The organism is Arthrobacter sp. D1-17 (assembly GCF_054130535.1).
The window spans coordinates 3,316,788-3,331,861 of the sequence record NZ_CP096382.1 but is presented as its reverse complement, the minus strand read 5'-3'; the positions used below and the strand labels follow the sequence as shown (position 1 = coordinate 3,331,861).

The following is a 15,074-nucleotide window of genomic DNA, read 5'->3' as shown; positions in this document are numbered from 1 at the left end:
CAGCCAGATCAGAAGCCGTGTCGCGGGCGCGTGTCCTCGAGACGGCGGAATGCGGTGCCTAGAGTATCTGCATGAGCTATACGCGGCCGGACCCTTTCACTACCCGCCCCACGCTGCGAGGCACGTTTGGCATGGCTGCGTCGACGCACTGGCTGGCAACGGCCACAGCGCAGTCTGTGCTCGAGCGCGGCGGGAACGCGTTCGACGCCGCTACCGCGGCCGCCTTCGTGCTGCATGTTGTGGAGCCGCACCTCAACGGTCCCGGCGGCGATATGACGGGTGTTTTCAGCACGGCGGAGGAGCCTGGCAAGCCCATCGTACTGATGGGGCAGGGGCCGGCACCGTCCGGAGCTACCGTGGAGCATTACCTTTCCGAAGGACTGGAACTTGTGCCGGGCTCCGGCGCGCTGGCCGCGGCGGTTCCGGGCGCCGTCGACGCCTGGCTTTTGCTTCTGCGGGACCACGGGACATGGGAGCTGGCGGAAGTGTTGGACTTTGCCATCGGATACGCGCGTGACGGACACCCGGTTCTCGCGCGGGTCGGTGCCACCATCTCGGCGGTATCGGAGCTGTTCCGCGAGCACTGGCCCACGTCCGCTGAGCTGTGGATGCCTGAGGGGCGAATTCCGGTGGAAGGCGAGCTGATCCGGAATCCCGCCCACGCGCGAACCTTGCAACGGCTGGTCCAGGCCGGGGCCGGTATCGGTGAAGCTGCTGGAACTGCTGCTGCCCATACGCGGGAAGCACGCATCGACGCGGCGCGCAGGGAATGGAGTGAGGGATTCGTGGCGAGCGCCGTGGCGAGGGCAGTGCAGACTCCGCACCGCCACTCGTCTGGGACGGATCACCGCGGCGTCCTGACCATGGCGGACATGGCGGGCTTCCGTGCCGGTTATGAAGTGGCAGTGACGTTGGAATTCCGAGGCCATACAGTCGCCAAGACTGGCCCGTGGGGCCAGGGGCCAGCATTGCTGCAGACTCTCGCCATCCTTGACGGCTTCGACGACGAGCACCTCGACCCGTCCACCGAGCTCGGCGCCCACACCATCCTTGAAGCCCAGAAGCTGGCGCTCGCCGACCGCGAGGCGTACTACGGAGATGTCGACGTGCCGCTGGAGCACCTGCTGTCCGCTGACTACGCCGCGGAGCGCCGGCAGCTGATCAACGAGAGTGCGTCCCATGAGTTCCGCCCGGGACGGGTTCCGGGGCGTGAGCCCTATATGCCGGTGCTGCGCACCGAGTATGTTCCGCCGGCGCTCGCGGATGGCGCCCGTGGTCCGGGCGCCGGGAGTGCGGGAGTGGGGGAACCGACGGTGGAAAGGACCGGGGAGACGCGGGGCGACACGTGCCACCTCGACGTCGTGGACCGCTGGGGCAACATGGTTTCGGCAACTCCCTCCGGTGGCTGGCTGCAGTCGTCCCCGGCGATCCCGGAACTCGGCTTCTGCCTGGGCACCCGTCTGCAGATGACCTGGCTGGAAGCGGGGATACCGTCCACGCTGACGCCGGGTAAACGGCCGCGGACCACGCTGACGCCGACCCTGGTGCTCCGCGATGGAGCATCAATCTCCGCGCTCGGCTCGCCGGGCGGGGACCAACAGGACCAGTGGCAGTTACTGTACCTGTTGAGGACGATCGTTGGAGGGTACTCCCCACAGCAGGCGATCGATGCACCCGCCTTCCATACGACGTCGATGCCTGGTTCATTCTGGCCACGTATTTGGGAGCCGGGCGGTGCCGTTGTGGAGGGCCGACTTGGGGATGCGGTTATTGCGGGGCTTGAGCGGAGAGGCCACCTGATCACCCGCGCAGGTGACTGGACGCTGGGACGGCTATCCGCCGTCGTCCGTGATCCCTACACCGGGGTAGTGCAGGCCGCTGCGAATGCGCGGGGGGCGCAGGGATATGCCGCTGGGCGGTAAATGCCGGCCAGACCTTCAGGCGGCCGTGCCTCTGGTGAGGGAGGTCCCCTTCTCATGGCGAACAGGCGCGTCGGGGTTTCGGGCGTCGGAGCTTTCTGCAAGGCTGGGGCCATGAACTATTTCCTGGAATACACGGTCCCCGCCGCTCCTGAAGACGCCGAGTTCGAGTTCCCGCACAATGAGATTCAGTCGGGCACCACCATCCCGCTCTCGGAGACTGACTCGGAAATAGTGCACACACCTGAGCTGCCGGCCAGGACCGGTATCATCGGCGCAACCATCCCGGAGGCCAAGCTCGAGGCCGAGCAGCTCATCAACCACAGCCGGGCCACGGAGGCATCGCTGTACGAAGATCCATCCAACTCGCTCCAGGCCGGCGTCGGCACACTGGTTGCCACCTACCTTGAGGGCCGGGGCTGGCAGGACGCCTAGTCCTCCTTACCCCTGTTGTGCCGGACGTTACTCCTGTTGTGCCGGACGGCGGCTAGTTCCGGACGGCGGCGGCGCCCCTGCTTGTCGTCCGAACCGCGGTCTTGTGGTGGGGCTTCAGCTCTTGCCGAGCATGTGAGGCAGTCCGAAGCTGCTGAGGACTCCCGGGGAATGAAGCCGGATTCTGGATGTCCCATAACTTTGATTCCCGTTGCTGCAGCAGCTGGTCGCCCAGCGAGCCCGCTCTGCCCGGTAAAGCGGCCAAGCCGGATGCGTTTGGCCGATACAGGGTTCGTCGAGCAACTGGGTGTGCAGGCCGAACCGGGCTGTGAGATGGATGGACAGCGGGCCGTTCGCCTCCTGGCCGGGGGCTGGTCTCACTGAGAAGTCAGACGTTGAGCCATGCCGGAACCTCTATACAGAGTAGGCAGCGCCGCCGACCGCCTCAATAAGTGGACGCAAACCGCTGCCCGCATCAATTCCTGGACGGAAACTGAGGCGAGACCAGATGTAGGCCAACCGGGTCGGCCCGCGCGGCCGCAGCGAAGGCAAGCCGCGACGCATCCATGCTCAAAAACACGGCTCCCCGCCTGTCGCCTGGCTCGCGTGAGTACAGCGGGACGTTCACTTCGTTGGCGGCTGTAGGAGCCAGGGGACGGGTGACCTGTCATGCGTGCTCCTTGCAGGTCAGCAGCATGGGCAGAGCTCAGTCCCCAACTGCCGCTCTAAAGAAGTGCCGACCACAGAAAATATGAGCTGCTTTTATGTTCTGTGGTGGTGGTTGCGGCGGGGTTTTTGGTGAGGGTCGATGTGGGGTGGGGGGATGAACCAGGGGATGCCGTTTCTAATGTGGATTTGCCAGTGTTCTTTGTGGATGAGGTGGTGGTGGTGGGTACAGAGCAGGACGCCGTTGTCGGTGTTGGTGGGTCCGCCGTGTGACCAGTAGGTGGTGTGGTGGGCTTCGCACCAGGGTGCGGGGATGGTGCAGTTGGGGAAGGCGCAGCCTTGGTCGCGGGCGGTGAGGGCTTTGCGGATGTGAGGCGGGAAGACCCGGGTGGTGCGGCCGATGTCGAGGATGCGGCCTTCGCTGCCGAGCAGGATGGGGATGATGTCGGCGTCGCAGGCGATTTTGCGGACGGTGGAGGCGGTGACGGGTCCGCTGAACACGAACGTCCCGGACGCCGTGCCTGTAGCGCTTCCTGCGGAGGAGCCCGGGCCGGTTTCGATTCCTGGACCCGTTCCCGTGACCGTCCCGGTTCCGGCGGTGGTCCAGCCTGCGGTGCCGGTTCCCGCCCGCGGGGATGCTTCGGGTTCTGTTCCGGTCCCTGCAGAGGAGTCTGCGCCGGTGCGGGGGCGGAGGCGGGTGAGGAGGTCTTGGTAGTTGATGGTGACCATGACTTGGGGGCGGAGTCCTCCGGTGGCGGGGAGGGTGTTGGCGGCGAGGGCGGTTTTGCAGGCGCCGACGAGGCCGTCGAGGAGTTGCTGGGGCCGGGTGCGGCGTTCGAGGTGGGCGTCGTTGGCGGCGGTTTCGGCTGCCGGACTGAAGCCGGGCCCGGTGAGCGGTTGGGTGAATGGATCGGTGCCGGCTTCCGTGGCCGGTGCGACGCTGCCGTCGGTTGCGGGACCGTCGCCTGGTGGCGTGCGGGGGTTGGTGGCGGTGTTCATGACGGTGAGGAGGTGTTCGTATTGGTCGGTGGTGGCGAAGATTTCCACGTGGTGCAGTCCGCGGCGGGGGCGGCGGAGGAAGGCGCCTTGGCGGTGGCGGAGTTCTTCTTCAGAGGGTTCCGTGCCGTCCTGGTCGATGGCGTCCATCCAGCGGTGGGCAATGCGGGCCAGGAAGTCCTGGTCCGTTTCGATGGCGGTGTGCAGCAGGGCCTCTTCCATCTCGGCCAAGGTCTCGGGGCTGGCGATGGGGCGTGCTTTGTCCAGGGCGGTGGTGATGATGGTCCCGGCGCGGGAGGCGATGCTGCCCGCTGCCAGCGCGGCGCCGGTCTGGTGGCAGGGCGCCGGCAGGGGTGCGCCGGTGATCCCGGTGCCCGGGAGCACGGCTGGGGCGAGGGCCAGGCGGCGGCGCGCTTCACTGGCGCTGATCCGGAGCCGGACCCGCAGGAACTCGGCGGTGTTCCGGCACCCGTCATCGGCCGGGTCTACGTCCGTTGCCTTAAGCGCTCCAGGTGTTGCGGTCCCGGACCCCGCCGCCACCGCGGTCCCCGACGAAGTGGCCGCTGCTGTCCCGGTTTCGCTGCCGGAAACCGGAGTGGCTAAGGTGCCGGTTCCGGTTCCGGTGGCGGGTTCGGCGCGCCAGCCGGTGGTCCAGTCTGCGGCCTTGCCGGCAGAACCGGCTGACTTGCGCACTGCGGTGCGGGAACGGTCCACCGCCGCGGCGGCGAGCAGCTGGAGGTGATCGACCCCGCGGGAGAGTCCCTCAACCATCTCGGCGTAATCAGCCGCCTCACCGAATTCGGCCAGGGCCAAAGCAGCAGGAGCGGAATCAACAGCGGTCTCCACGGCTTCAAGGCAACGCCGCAAATCAACGAAAGCACCGCCGTCGGACGCCGGGACTGCTTCATCGGCGGCCGCGGCCAGCGGGACGGCACCCTCAACGAAAGCACCGCCGTCGAACGCCGGGCCACCCGATGCCACGCCGTCAGTGCCGAAGGGGACAGCGGAAGCGCTTTGGAGACCGCTGGCTGGAAGCAGCGCGCCGGGAGTGAAACCGGCAATGAAGCCGGGTGCTGCAGCGCGCAGAGCGGCGTGCGCCGGTGAGCAATCCGCTGCGTCGTCCCTAAAGGCTTCCATAGGGACACTTTGTCAGAGGGGTGCGACATTAATAGTCCCAACATCACCACAGCATTGGGTTTCATCAGCGGTCGCTTTGAAGCTAGTAATTGCCACGGCAGCACCCCAAATCACAACCCAAATTTAGACCCAAATTACGTATCGGCTGCTGCCGCACCGCGGTGCTCCGGAGCACCTTGGGATCCTGTACGGGCAGGTGAGGGTTCTTTCTGCCATGGCCACCGGCCCGTGATTTCAAGTTCAAGCGCAAAGCTCAGGAAAGTACGAATGAGGACGATGATCGCCAGCACGCCTACGCTTTCATAAGTAGGCGTGACCGCTACGGTGCGAATGATGTCGGCTGCCACGAGCAACTCCAGTCCGAGCAGGATTGAGCGGCCCAGCAGCTGGCGGTATGAGCGGTACACGGTTATGGGCTCGGCATCGGCCGGAAGGCGTCGGGGCTGGTAACCGCGCAGAGCCATGGGGATTGAAACAACGGCACCGATCACCATGACAGCCACGCCCGCGAAGTCCATGAACTTGCCGACTTCTTCAATGATGTGCTGAAACTCCATCAGGGCCCCTCGTGGGTTTGGTTCGATAGTGTCGCCGCAGCAGTCCCGTTCTGAGCCGGGAGCCGTCACGGCATCCAAGGAACAGCCTAGGGGTGGCGCACGCCGACACCGGCAAGGATGTCCCGATATCCCTCCCGGAATGTCGGGTAGCGGAACGAATAACCTGTGGCGCGCAGCAGGGCGTTGCTGCACCGCTTGTTGCCGGCGCGGGCATCGCCGGCATCACCGGTGGGCGGGGCGTCCAGCCCCAGCTCTGCCGCCAGGAAACGCAGGACGTCGCCGAGTTCAGCGGGATCGTTGTCCACGCCCACATAAACCGGGGATGGCTCGTTCTCCATCATGCACAGCTGAACGATCGCGCCGGAGGCGTCGTCCCGGTGGATGCGGTTCGTGTAGCGCGGGACATCAGGAACTATGGCCGACCCGGTGCGAACCTGGTCGATGAGCCGTGTGCGTCCTGGCCCGTAGATGCCCCCAAGCCGAAGGGCCACTGCCGCTGACGATGTTCCGCGGAGTCGGTCGGCGAGAAGACTTTCAGCTTCTACGAGGATGCGGCCGGAGAAGCTGCCAGGTGCAGGCGTCGTGCTCTCGTCGACCCAACCGCCGTCGGCGTCGCCGTAGACGGCAGTGGAGGAGACGAACAAAACGCGGTGCGGCGTCACGCCGTCGCGCTCTAACGCGTCCAGGACATGCGCGAGTCCGTCCACGTAGGCGGCACGGTACGCCGCTTCCGTGGGCGAATCGGCGGCAACAGCAACGACGACGGCGGTGGTATCCGCCGGGACCGGCGGAAGGTCGGGGGAGCTCAGGTCAGCTGCCACGCCTTCAATTGCGGGCGGCAGTTTTGAAGGGGAACGCCGCCAACCAACGACCTTCTGACCGGCAGCGGCGAACCGCAGGCCTGCTTCGGTTCCCACATCGCCGCAACCGGCCAGAAGGATAGTCATACCTGCCAGTTTGCCAGTCCACCGGGGGAGCCATGAAATGGACAGCAGCCCCGAACCCGGAGCAGCCCCGCACTGGCAGCCGCGGTCTGGCGCCTGCGCTAGAGCGCAGGAACCGGGAAGAACACCCGGGGATCCTGCAGGAGGGCGGGGTAGTCGAACGCGGAGCGGTCGATAATTTCGGTGACTTGGAAATGCCGTCCGAAGCGGCCATCTTCAAGCGTGATGGGCCGGCCGACAACCATGCCTACTGCGAACTTGCTGCCGCCCTCAAAGGGAACGGCAACGGGGGACTTCCCGGGGAGGGTGGAGAATATCGCTTCCTGGCGCTGGCGTTTCCGTGACGGCTTCTTCACCTGCTGCTTAGGGGGCAGCTTGCGCGCCACCTTCAGCGGCCGGCGCGATGCAGACTCGGCATAAACCGGTTGGTACTCGTCCTCCGTGACGTCCTGATCAGCGTCGCCCGTGGCCTGGGCAGCGCGGCCCACGGCCGGCAGGCCGACTTTGTCGAGGCGCTCCGGATCGATGTCGCCCACGTTTTCACGCAGGATCCACAGGACGTCACCTTCGGGGTCCTCCGGCAGGAACACGTGGCGGGGCTCCGGCCAGACGTACTCGAGGTCGGATTCGGTGTCCGGGAAAATCGGGGTGTAAAAGCTCGGGTCTTTGCGAATGAGGTTGGAGCGGTGGCTCAGGTGCAGCTCCCGATCGCCAAGCCACGGCGGCATGAGAATCTTGGAAGCGTAGTCGGGGTGGGCGGCCTGCGGAGCGAACTCGCGGATGTTGTCGCGGGTGGTGTCCGCAGAGCCGCGCTTTATCCATTCGTCTGCCATCGCCAGGCCGTACATGGTCAGGGCGGGGACATATCCCATCCACATGCGGATGGCTGGATGCGACTGCCAGCCGTACTCCGGGATCACCAGCGCACGGAGTGCCTGCAGCGCCTCAACGCGCTGCTTGCCGAGCCTGGCGGGGTCCAGCGCGGCTGCACTTTGCTGGAAATCGGGATACGGGAGGAAGGTCTGCATCCTTTTAGTCTGAGGCCACGCGCCCAATGTGCCAATTGCGGTGTCCCGGCCCACACTCTGACCTCTTTGCCGAGTGGTCCACAATGCGGACCGATGCATACCTCGGGGGTGTGAAGCCACTAAGATAGCCAAAACCCTAACCGCGTCTGGAAGCCCTTCACATGACTCTTACCTCCCCTGCGCCCTTGGTTAGCGCCCCTTCGGCGTCCGTTTCACAGCCGTCACGCCAGCCCCAACTGTTCGTTCCGAAGTATGGCAAGATGCTAGGCCCCGAGGCGAACGGCATCCTTGTTCTCGACGAGTTCACCCTGGATCCCGCGGCTGCCCGCAAGGAGCAGCACCGCTTCCGTGCCGCCTTGGGCTCAGTCACTCTCACCCTGCGCCGGCTGGTCGCCCTCCGCGTCGTTATCGCCATCGTGGCCATCGCGAATCTGCCGCTGTTCCTGATGTCGACGGGGTGGTGGATCTATCTCGTGTCCCTGTCCCTGGTCGTGGGAGTGCACCTGGCGGTCAACTGGCTGAACCGGCACGAGCCGCGTGTCAAGGAGCGCCACGAGATGGAACTCCACCGCCACCGTGAACGCAGCGCCAACTACCGCAAGGTGCGCGACGCCGTGAAGTTCGTCATTGATACGCCTTCCCGGATGAACGAGCACCTCTACCTGGAGTTGCTGCACGCTAAGCGCGTCGCTCTTCACCTCGCCTCGGGCACCGTCGCCCTGCTGGACACGAGTGACGACGCCGCTTGGAAGGTTCGCATCGTCCGCGAACTGCCCGCGGCCGGCTAAGCGAACACGCAAAGGCCGGCTAGACGCACAGGCCGCGGGTCGCGAAGAAACGCGGGTCGCGAAGATACAAGAACAAAGACAAAAGTACGACGCCGGGATGATCCTTCTTATGGGGGGGCATCCCGGCGTCGTACTGCTTTAAGGTCGTCGTACTGCTGCTGCAAGGTCGTCGTACTTGCTGCAACTTGGCTTTGGGGGGGCGCGTTTAGCCTGCGAGGGGCCTGCGCGGTACGCAGCAGCGCTGTGACGAACACCGCCGCCTCCCCAAGCACATGGCCCTCCCCAAGCACATGGCATTGGGCCCGGTTAAACGAGCAACGCCGGGTGCCCGAAATGGGCACCCGGCGTTGCTCTGGACAGTCGCTACTGTCGGCCAGCGCCGAGATTAGGCGGCAGGCAGCTGCAGAACCTGGCCGACGAAAATCAGGTCGATATCATCGATCGTGTCAGCATTGGCATCGGCGAGGGCCTGCCAGCCACCCTGCACGCCGAGCTTCGCAGCGATCTTGCTGAGGGTGTCTCCAGCCTGGACGGTGTAGGTCTCGCCGCTGACGGCGACGGGAGCCACGTGCTTGGCGTGGGTCTGTACGGGGGCAGCCTGGACGGGGGCCGCCTGGACCGGAGCGGTCTGCACGGGGGCAGCCTGAACGGGAGCAGCTTGGACTGGTGCGCTCTGCGGCTGAATCTGCGGTGCAGGAGCGCCACCGCCGCCACTCAGGCCCAGCTTGGCGGCGCAAGCAGGCCATGCGCCCCAACCCTGTGTAGCCTGAACGCGCTCGGCCACAGCGATCTGCTGGGCGCGGGAAGCGTTCTCGGGCGAACCGGTACCACCGAAGCCGGCCCAGGTCTGCGGGGTGAACTGCAGACCACCTGAGAAGCCGTTGCCAGTGTTGATGGCCCAGTTGCCACCGCTCTCACACTGAGCGAGTGCGTCCCAGGTGGATCCGGGGGTTGCGGCGTTGGCTGCAGTGGCGGAGAGGGCCAGGCCCGCAGCGGAAACGGCGGCAATGGTTACACCGCGGCGCGCGGCAGTAGTGAAAGTAGATTTCTTCATTGTGGGATGCTCCTGAGGCCACCCGCGCTCGGTCCGTCCCCGGACGTTGTCGCGCTACCACCCGCCCCTGACGAACTAGAGGTCATTCGGTGTCCGCCGGCCGGGCAGTAATTGGTGGAGGCGGCACCGGGCATTCATGGGCCCGCAACTGATGCGGGCATGTGTCCCACCGTAAAGGAGTCCGGCTCCGTTATCAAATTGAGATCAACATTGACAGTCAAGCGGCCGAGGATGGGAACCGACGGATGCTATAGGAACTGGCCGAACCCTGGCAAAGCCGCGCCAATTCAGGACGCGGAGGCTTTCGCCGCCCCTGTCCGCGACTGCCCTTTACTCCTAAGTCAGTGACTTGACGGAAACACCAGCGCCGGCAAGAGATCACGATGCTGTTATCGATCACGCTGATGTTTCGCTGCACATCTTGTTCCGCCCTGGCGTTGAGGGCTGGCTTGGGGGGTCTATTCTTGCGTTGTGGATACCTACGACGGCGCCGCCGACCCCGCCAATCACACCGCACTTGACAACGAACGGGACGCCGCAGGGGCACCGCCCCTCATGCCTCTGGCGGAACTGCACCTGCACATTGAGGGGACGCTGGAACCGGAGCTGATCTTTGCCCTCGCGGAACGCAATGGCATCCAGCTTCCGTATGCCGACTTGGATGAGCTGCGTGCCCGTTACGAATTCACTGACCTGCAGTCCTTCCTGGACCTGTACTACGCGAACATGGGTGTGCTGCAGACCGAGGCGGACTTCGCGGACATGGCCCGCGCCTATCTTGCCCGGGCAGCCACGGCGGGAGTGCGGCATGCCGAGATCATGCTGGATCCCCAGGCCCACGTGTCCCGCGGAGTGCCGCTGGAGACCTGCGTCTCCGGCGTGGCCCAGGTGCTCGCCACATCGGAAGAGGAATTCGGGATAAGCACCCTTCTGATTGCCGCCTTCCTGCGCGACCTGCCGGAAGAATCGGCCCTGGAAGTGCTCGAAGCGATGCTGGCCATGAACGCACCTATTGTCGGCATCGGCCTGGACTCCGCCGAAGTAGGTAACCCGCCCTCCAAATTCCAGCGGCTCTTTGCGCGGGCCGGCGAAGCAGGCCTGCGCAAGATCGCCCACGCCGGTGAGGAGGGGCCGCCGTCGTACATTGTTGAAGCGCTGGACCTGCTGGGAGTCGACCGGATTGACCACGGGATTCGGTGTATGGAGGACCCTGATCTTGTCGAGCGGCTGGTGGACGAGCGGGTGCCCCTGACCGTTTGCCCGCTGTCGAATGTGCGGCTCCGGGCGGTGCACAAGCTGGCCGACCACCCGCTTCCGGCCATGCTGGCCGCCGGGCTGAACGTTAGCGTCAACTCCGACGATCCGGCGTACTTCGGCGGGTACGTGGATGACAACTTCGCCCAACTGGAACAGGTGACGGGCCTGTCGGAGTTTGACCGGGTCAGGCTCGCCGCTAATTCGATCGGCTCATCCTTCGCCTCTGAGGAGCGCAAGGCGGAACTGCTGGCTGAACTCTCCGGCTGAGGCTGTGTAGGAGTGCGGCAACGAAGTCGTGCACCTGGCGCGCCGGCCGGGCGGCCCGCTGCTGATTGGCCTCTCCGCAGCGGGCAATGTAACGTTTAGGTCACCGGTTGGCTCACCCGCCCTTCAGGACGTCCTGGAAGCTGTCGCGTGTGCTAGTGCGCCAGGCAGCAATGTGGGGCGCGGCCGCAGACCGGAACTAACATCGGCAGGACGTTGTCCCTCATCGGCCTTCCCGTTTCCGCACTCCCCGACAGAGGCTTTATATCCCCATGCCCAGGAAAAATTTGCTGGCCCTCAGCATGCTCTCGGTCCTACTCGTTTCGACAGCATGTAGTGCCGGGGCCGACGCCGAGCCCTCACACTCTGCGGGCTCGGCCGGCACAGGCGCAGAGGCTAACGCCGGCTCCACGTACACGGACCTGTCCTCAGAAGTCGGCGTCTCCCAGAGGGCCGCGGCTGAGAAGGCCAAGATTGCGGCCAAGGCAAAGAAAACGGCAGCGGCGAAGGCCAAGGTGCTCGAAGCCAACGAGGATGCCGCGGCCGCAAGGGCCAAGGCCGCGGTGGTTGACAAGGAAGCGGCGGTAGCCAAGGCGCAGGCCGCAGCAGCCAAACCCGCCACACCCACAAGGGAAGCCGCTGCATACGCCGCAGCGAAGAAGGCGGCCGGAAAGTCCGCTGCCAAGAAGGCCGGAACAGAGAAGACCGGAACAGAGAAGCCCGGAGCAGGCAAGCCGCCCGTGACGGTTCGGAAGCCGCCGGTGGAAGTCCCCGCTGTTCCTAAGCTGCCGGTGGAAACACCCAAAATTCCTGATCTGCCAGAGACAGTCCCCGCGGTTCCGAACCTGGGGGAGATAGCCCCCCCTATCGTCCCGGACCTGCGCAAGGTAACCCCCACGGTTCCGGCTTTCGCCCCGGCGCCGGCTGGACCGGCGTCCTAGGACGGAAACCGCCCTCGGAAGTACCGTCCACGAATCAGGCTTAAATCTTCATCACCGACTCGCAATTGACGTGCGGGGACCCGCCACCAAGGCCGGTCCCCGCATTTCTTTCTGCCGCTGGTGCCTGGGCCGTCCGTGGAAGGCGAATGCTTGCAGCCGCCTCCCAGACCTGCTAGTCCTGTGAAGGAGGCATTACAAGGCTGTGATGCCGGGCCCTCAGCAAGCAGGACCCAGACCGTGAGAGTCGAGGAGAGTGCAGCATGCCGCGCAAAAACCCGCGGGTGGAAGAGGCTGACGAAAAAGACCTTGAAGTAGGCAAGCCGAAGGACTGGGCAGCCGGCATCCCGGGCGTGGTGCATTCCATGCAGCCGGCGCTCAAGCATATGGGCGTGGGCAGGGCGGAGAAAACCCTGCTGGCCCTGAACCAGAAGGACGGCTTCGACTGCATGAGCTGTGCCTGGCCGGACCCCGGGCACCGTAAAACGTTCGAATTCTGTGAGAACGGAGCCAAAGCGGTCACGTGGGAAGCCACGCCGGTGGTGATAGCGTCCGAGTTCTGGGCGGAACATCCGGTAAGCGAACTGCGGCAGAGGCCCGAGTACTGGCTCGGCATGCAGGGCCGTCTCACCGAGCCGGTGTACAAGCCGGCGGGAGAGGACCATTACCGGCCGGTCAGCTGGGACGAGGCGTTTAGGATCATCGGCGACAGGTTGAAAGGGCTGGCCAGCCCGGATGAGGCTGCGTTCTACACCAGCGGCCGGACGTCCAATGAGGCAGCCTTTATCTATCAGCTGTTCATCCGTGCCTTCGGGACCAACAACCTGCCGGACTGCTCCAACCTGTGCCACGAATCGTCGGGCTGGGCGATGGGGCAGACCATCGGCATCGGCAAGGCGACGATCTCCTACGACGATTTCGCCAAGGCACAGCTGATCATCATCATGGGCCAGAACCCGGGAACCAACCATCCGCGGATGCTCACCGCGCTTGAGGAGGCCAAGGAAGCCGGCTGCGAGATCGTGGCGGTCAATCCGCTGCCGGAAGCCGGACTGATGCGGTACAAGAACCCGCAGAAGGTCAAGGGAATCATCGGCCACGGCACTGCGCTCGCAGACCAGTATCTGCAGATCCGCGTGGGAGGGGACATGGCGCTGCTGCAGGCCATTTCCAAGCGTGTCCTGGATGCCGAGGCAAAGAACCCCGGCACAGTGCTGGACCATGAGTTCCTGGAGGAGCACTGCCAAGGCCTGGAAGAGCTCCGCGCGCATCTGGCGGATCTCGATGAGGAGACTGTCCGCGAAGCCACCGGCCTGCGCACCGAAGAGATCGATGAGCTCGCCGAGCGCTACCTCAAGGCGGAACGGGTCATCATCACCTGGGCCATGGGCATCACGCAGCACAAGAAGGGCGTCGCCACGATCAAGGAGATCATCAACCTGCTGCTGCTGCGCGGCAACATCGGCAAGCCGGGCGCCGGCGCCTCACCCATCCGCGGCCACAGCAACGTCCAGGGCGACCGCACCATGGGCATCTGGGAGCAGATGCCCCCTGCCTTCATGGACGCGCTCGGCAAGGAATTCGACTTCGACCCGCCCCGCGAGCCCGGCGCGGACGCCGTCGAAAGTATCCGGAAGATGCGCGACGGCGAGATCAAGGTTTTCGTTGCCCTGGGAGGCAACCTTGTCGCCGCCATCTCAGACACCCACGCCGCCGAGGCGGCGATGGAAAACACGGACCTGACGGTGCAGATCTCCACCAAGCTCAACCGCTCCCACACCGTGACGGGCAAGGAAGCAATCATCCTGCCCACGATGGGACGGACGGAGATCGACATGCAGGCGTCCGGACCACAGTTCGTCTCCGTCGAGGACACCGTATGCGCTGTGCATGCCTCGCAGGGGAAGGTGAAGCCGGTGGCGCCGAACCTGCTGTCCGAGGTGGCCATCGTCTGCCGACTGGCGCGGGAGACCGTGGACGGAAAGACGAGCGCCGACTGGGAGGGCTTCGAAAAGAACTACGACCTCATCCGCGAGCATATCTCCCGTGTGGTGGCCGGCTGCGAAAACTACAACGACAAGATCCGGCAGGACGGCGGTTTTATCCTGCCCAACGGCCCGCGGGACTCGCGCACGTTCCGCACTCCCACCGGAAAGGCGATACTGACGGTCAACCACTTGGAACACATCGAGCGGCCGGCGGGAACGCTGATCCTGCAGTCCGTGCGCTCCCACGACCAGTTCAACACCACCATCTACGGCTACAATGACCGTTACCGCGGCATCAAGAAGGGGCGCGACGTGGTCTTTGTCAGCCCAGAGGACATCGCGGAACTCGGTCTGAGCGACGGGCAGCTCGTTGACCTCCATGGGGTGTACCACGACAACGTGGAACGGGTGATGCGGAAGCTGCGCGTGGTGTCCTATCCGACGGCCCAGGGCTGCGCCGCTACCTACTATCCCGAAGCCAACGTGCTGGTTCCGCTGGACAGTGTGGCGGAGGGCAGCAACACGCCTGCGTCGAAAGCGGTGATTGTGAGGCTGGAGCCCAGCGCCGCGTAAGGGCAGCGCGGGGTTGCGTAAGGGCAGCGCCGGCGTTAAGGCGCGGCACGTAGCGGCGCGCCTTCGTGCTGGCGGCCGCCGTCACTGCGCCGTCGTGGTCCACCCTGCGTCGTCGGGGCCGCCGTCCACACCGTGCTCGCAAAGCTGCAGAGCCATGTCCGCCGCGGACTGCACGGCCTCGTTCGGTGTGCCTTCCCCGTTTTGCACAGCCAGCCCGGCAGCGTAACCAACCAGCAGAGCGCTGATGGGCGCGGCGGAGGGATTCACGGCCCGGGCCGATTCCTGCGCGAGACGGGCAACCAGCTGCCGGTCGAGGTCGAGGTCCAGGATTTGCAGTGCCTGAGTGAGCCGCCGGCTCCACTGGGCCAGTTCGTGGTCAGTGGTTTTTTGATCGTTGATGGAGTCGGTCGCGTCAGCTGAGTTGGTTGAAGTGGCGGGGCCGGCGGGTTCGCTGTCCTCGGTATTTCCCATCATGGGACTCCCTTTTCTTCGATCTTTAACCAGGACCGGCAGCGGCAGCCGGGTCCAAGGCG

The 15,074-nt window shown here is 65.2% G+C and carries 13 protein-coding genes; 6 read left to right on the top strand and 7 right to left on the bottom strand.

Translation table 11 applies throughout. The features are described from left to right. Positions 1 to 71: 71 nt before the first annotated feature. Both M1E01_RS15360 and M1E01_RS15355 read left to right on the top strand, forming a co-directional pair. Positions 72 to 1,922 carry a gamma-glutamyltransferase family protein gene (locus M1E01_RS15360; RefSeq protein WP_457972423.1) on the top strand — a complete coding sequence of 617 codons (1,851 nt, stop codon included), beginning with the start codon at positions 72 to 74 and terminating at the stop codon, positions 1,920 to 1,922. A gap of 111 nt (positions 1,923 to 2,033) precedes the next feature. Continuing rightward, positions 2,034 to 2,354 carry a hypothetical protein gene (locus M1E01_RS15355; RefSeq protein ID WP_457972422.1) on the top strand — a complete coding sequence of 107 codons (321 nt, stop codon included), beginning with the start codon at positions 2,034 to 2,036 and terminating at the stop codon, positions 2,352 to 2,354. A gap of 472 nt (positions 2,355 to 2,826) precedes the next feature. Here M1E01_RS15355 and M1E01_RS15350 read toward each other — a convergent pair whose 3' ends face one another. The 5 genes from M1E01_RS15350 to M1E01_RS15330 form a co-directional block, all read right to left on the bottom strand. Next, positions 2,827 to 2,979: a hypothetical protein gene (locus tag M1E01_RS15350; protein WP_457972421.1), complete on the bottom strand. Its 153-nt coding sequence runs from the start codon at positions 2,977 to 2,979 to the stop codon at positions 2,827 to 2,829. 134 nt (positions 2,980 to 3,113) lie between these two features. Continuing rightward, entirely contained in the window at positions 3,114 to 5,150 is a 2,037-nt protein-coding gene (locus tag M1E01_RS15345) for a DUF222 domain-containing protein (protein WP_457972420.1), read from the bottom strand. A 134-nt stretch (positions 5,151 to 5,284) separates the two neighbouring features. Beyond that, positions 5,285 to 5,707: a DUF1622 domain-containing protein gene (locus M1E01_RS15340; RefSeq protein ID WP_457972419.1), complete on the bottom strand. Its 423-nt coding sequence runs from the start codon at positions 5,705 to 5,707 to the stop codon at positions 5,285 to 5,287. 86 nt (positions 5,708 to 5,793) lie between these two features. Further along, positions 5,794 to 6,654, bottom strand: coding sequence for an SDR family oxidoreductase (locus M1E01_RS15335; protein ID WP_457972418.1), 861 nt, complete (start codon positions 6,652 to 6,654; stop codon positions 5,794 to 5,796). A 98-nt stretch (positions 6,655 to 6,752) separates the two neighbouring features. Next, a complete protein-coding gene (locus tag M1E01_RS15330) occupies positions 6,753 to 7,679 on the bottom strand; it encodes an MSMEG_6728 family protein (RefSeq protein WP_457972417.1) in 927 nt (308 codons plus the stop codon). A gap of 260 nt (positions 7,680 to 7,939) precedes the next feature. Between M1E01_RS15330 and M1E01_RS15325 the strand changes: the two genes are divergently transcribed. Then, positions 7,940 to 8,467 (top strand): hypothetical protein, encoded by a 528-nt coding sequence (locus M1E01_RS15325; protein WP_457972416.1) that lies wholly within the window; start codon positions 7,940 to 7,942, stop codon positions 8,465 to 8,467. A 385-nt stretch (positions 8,468 to 8,852) separates the two neighbouring features. On the opposite strand, the gene M1E01_RS15320 is transcribed toward M1E01_RS15325, so the two are convergent. After that, positions 8,853 to 9,521 (bottom strand): transglycosylase family protein, encoded by a 669-nt coding sequence (locus M1E01_RS15320; RefSeq protein WP_457972415.1) that lies wholly within the window; start codon positions 9,519 to 9,521, stop codon positions 8,853 to 8,855. Positions 9,522 to 10,076: 555 nt separating this feature from the next. Here M1E01_RS15320 and M1E01_RS15315 point away from each other — a divergent pair. From M1E01_RS15315 to M1E01_RS15305, 3 genes are all read left to right on the top strand, one after another. Further along, the gene (locus M1E01_RS15315; RefSeq protein ID WP_457974987.1) at positions 10,077 to 11,045 is read left to right on the top strand and encodes an adenosine deaminase; all 969 of its coding nucleotides are present in this window, start codon (positions 10,077 to 10,079) and stop codon (positions 11,043 to 11,045) included. Positions 11,046 to 11,314: 269 nt separating this feature from the next. Beyond that, entirely contained in the window at positions 11,315 to 11,983 is a 669-nt protein-coding gene (locus tag M1E01_RS15310; RefSeq protein WP_457972414.1) for a hypothetical protein, read from the top strand. Between the two features lie 260 nt (positions 11,984 to 12,243). Next, positions 12,244 to 14,541, top strand: coding sequence for an FdhF/YdeP family oxidoreductase (locus M1E01_RS15305; RefSeq protein ID WP_457972413.1), 2,298 nt, complete (start codon positions 12,244 to 12,246; stop codon positions 14,539 to 14,541). Positions 14,542 to 14,622: 81 nt separating this feature from the next. Here the strand turns inward: M1E01_RS15305 and M1E01_RS15300 are convergent, their stop codons facing one another. Beyond that, positions 14,623 to 15,015: a DUF6457 domain-containing protein gene (locus M1E01_RS15300; protein WP_457972412.1), complete on the bottom strand. Its 393-nt coding sequence runs from the start codon at positions 15,013 to 15,015 to the stop codon at positions 14,623 to 14,625. Positions 15,016 to 15,074: the final 59 nt, after the last annotated feature.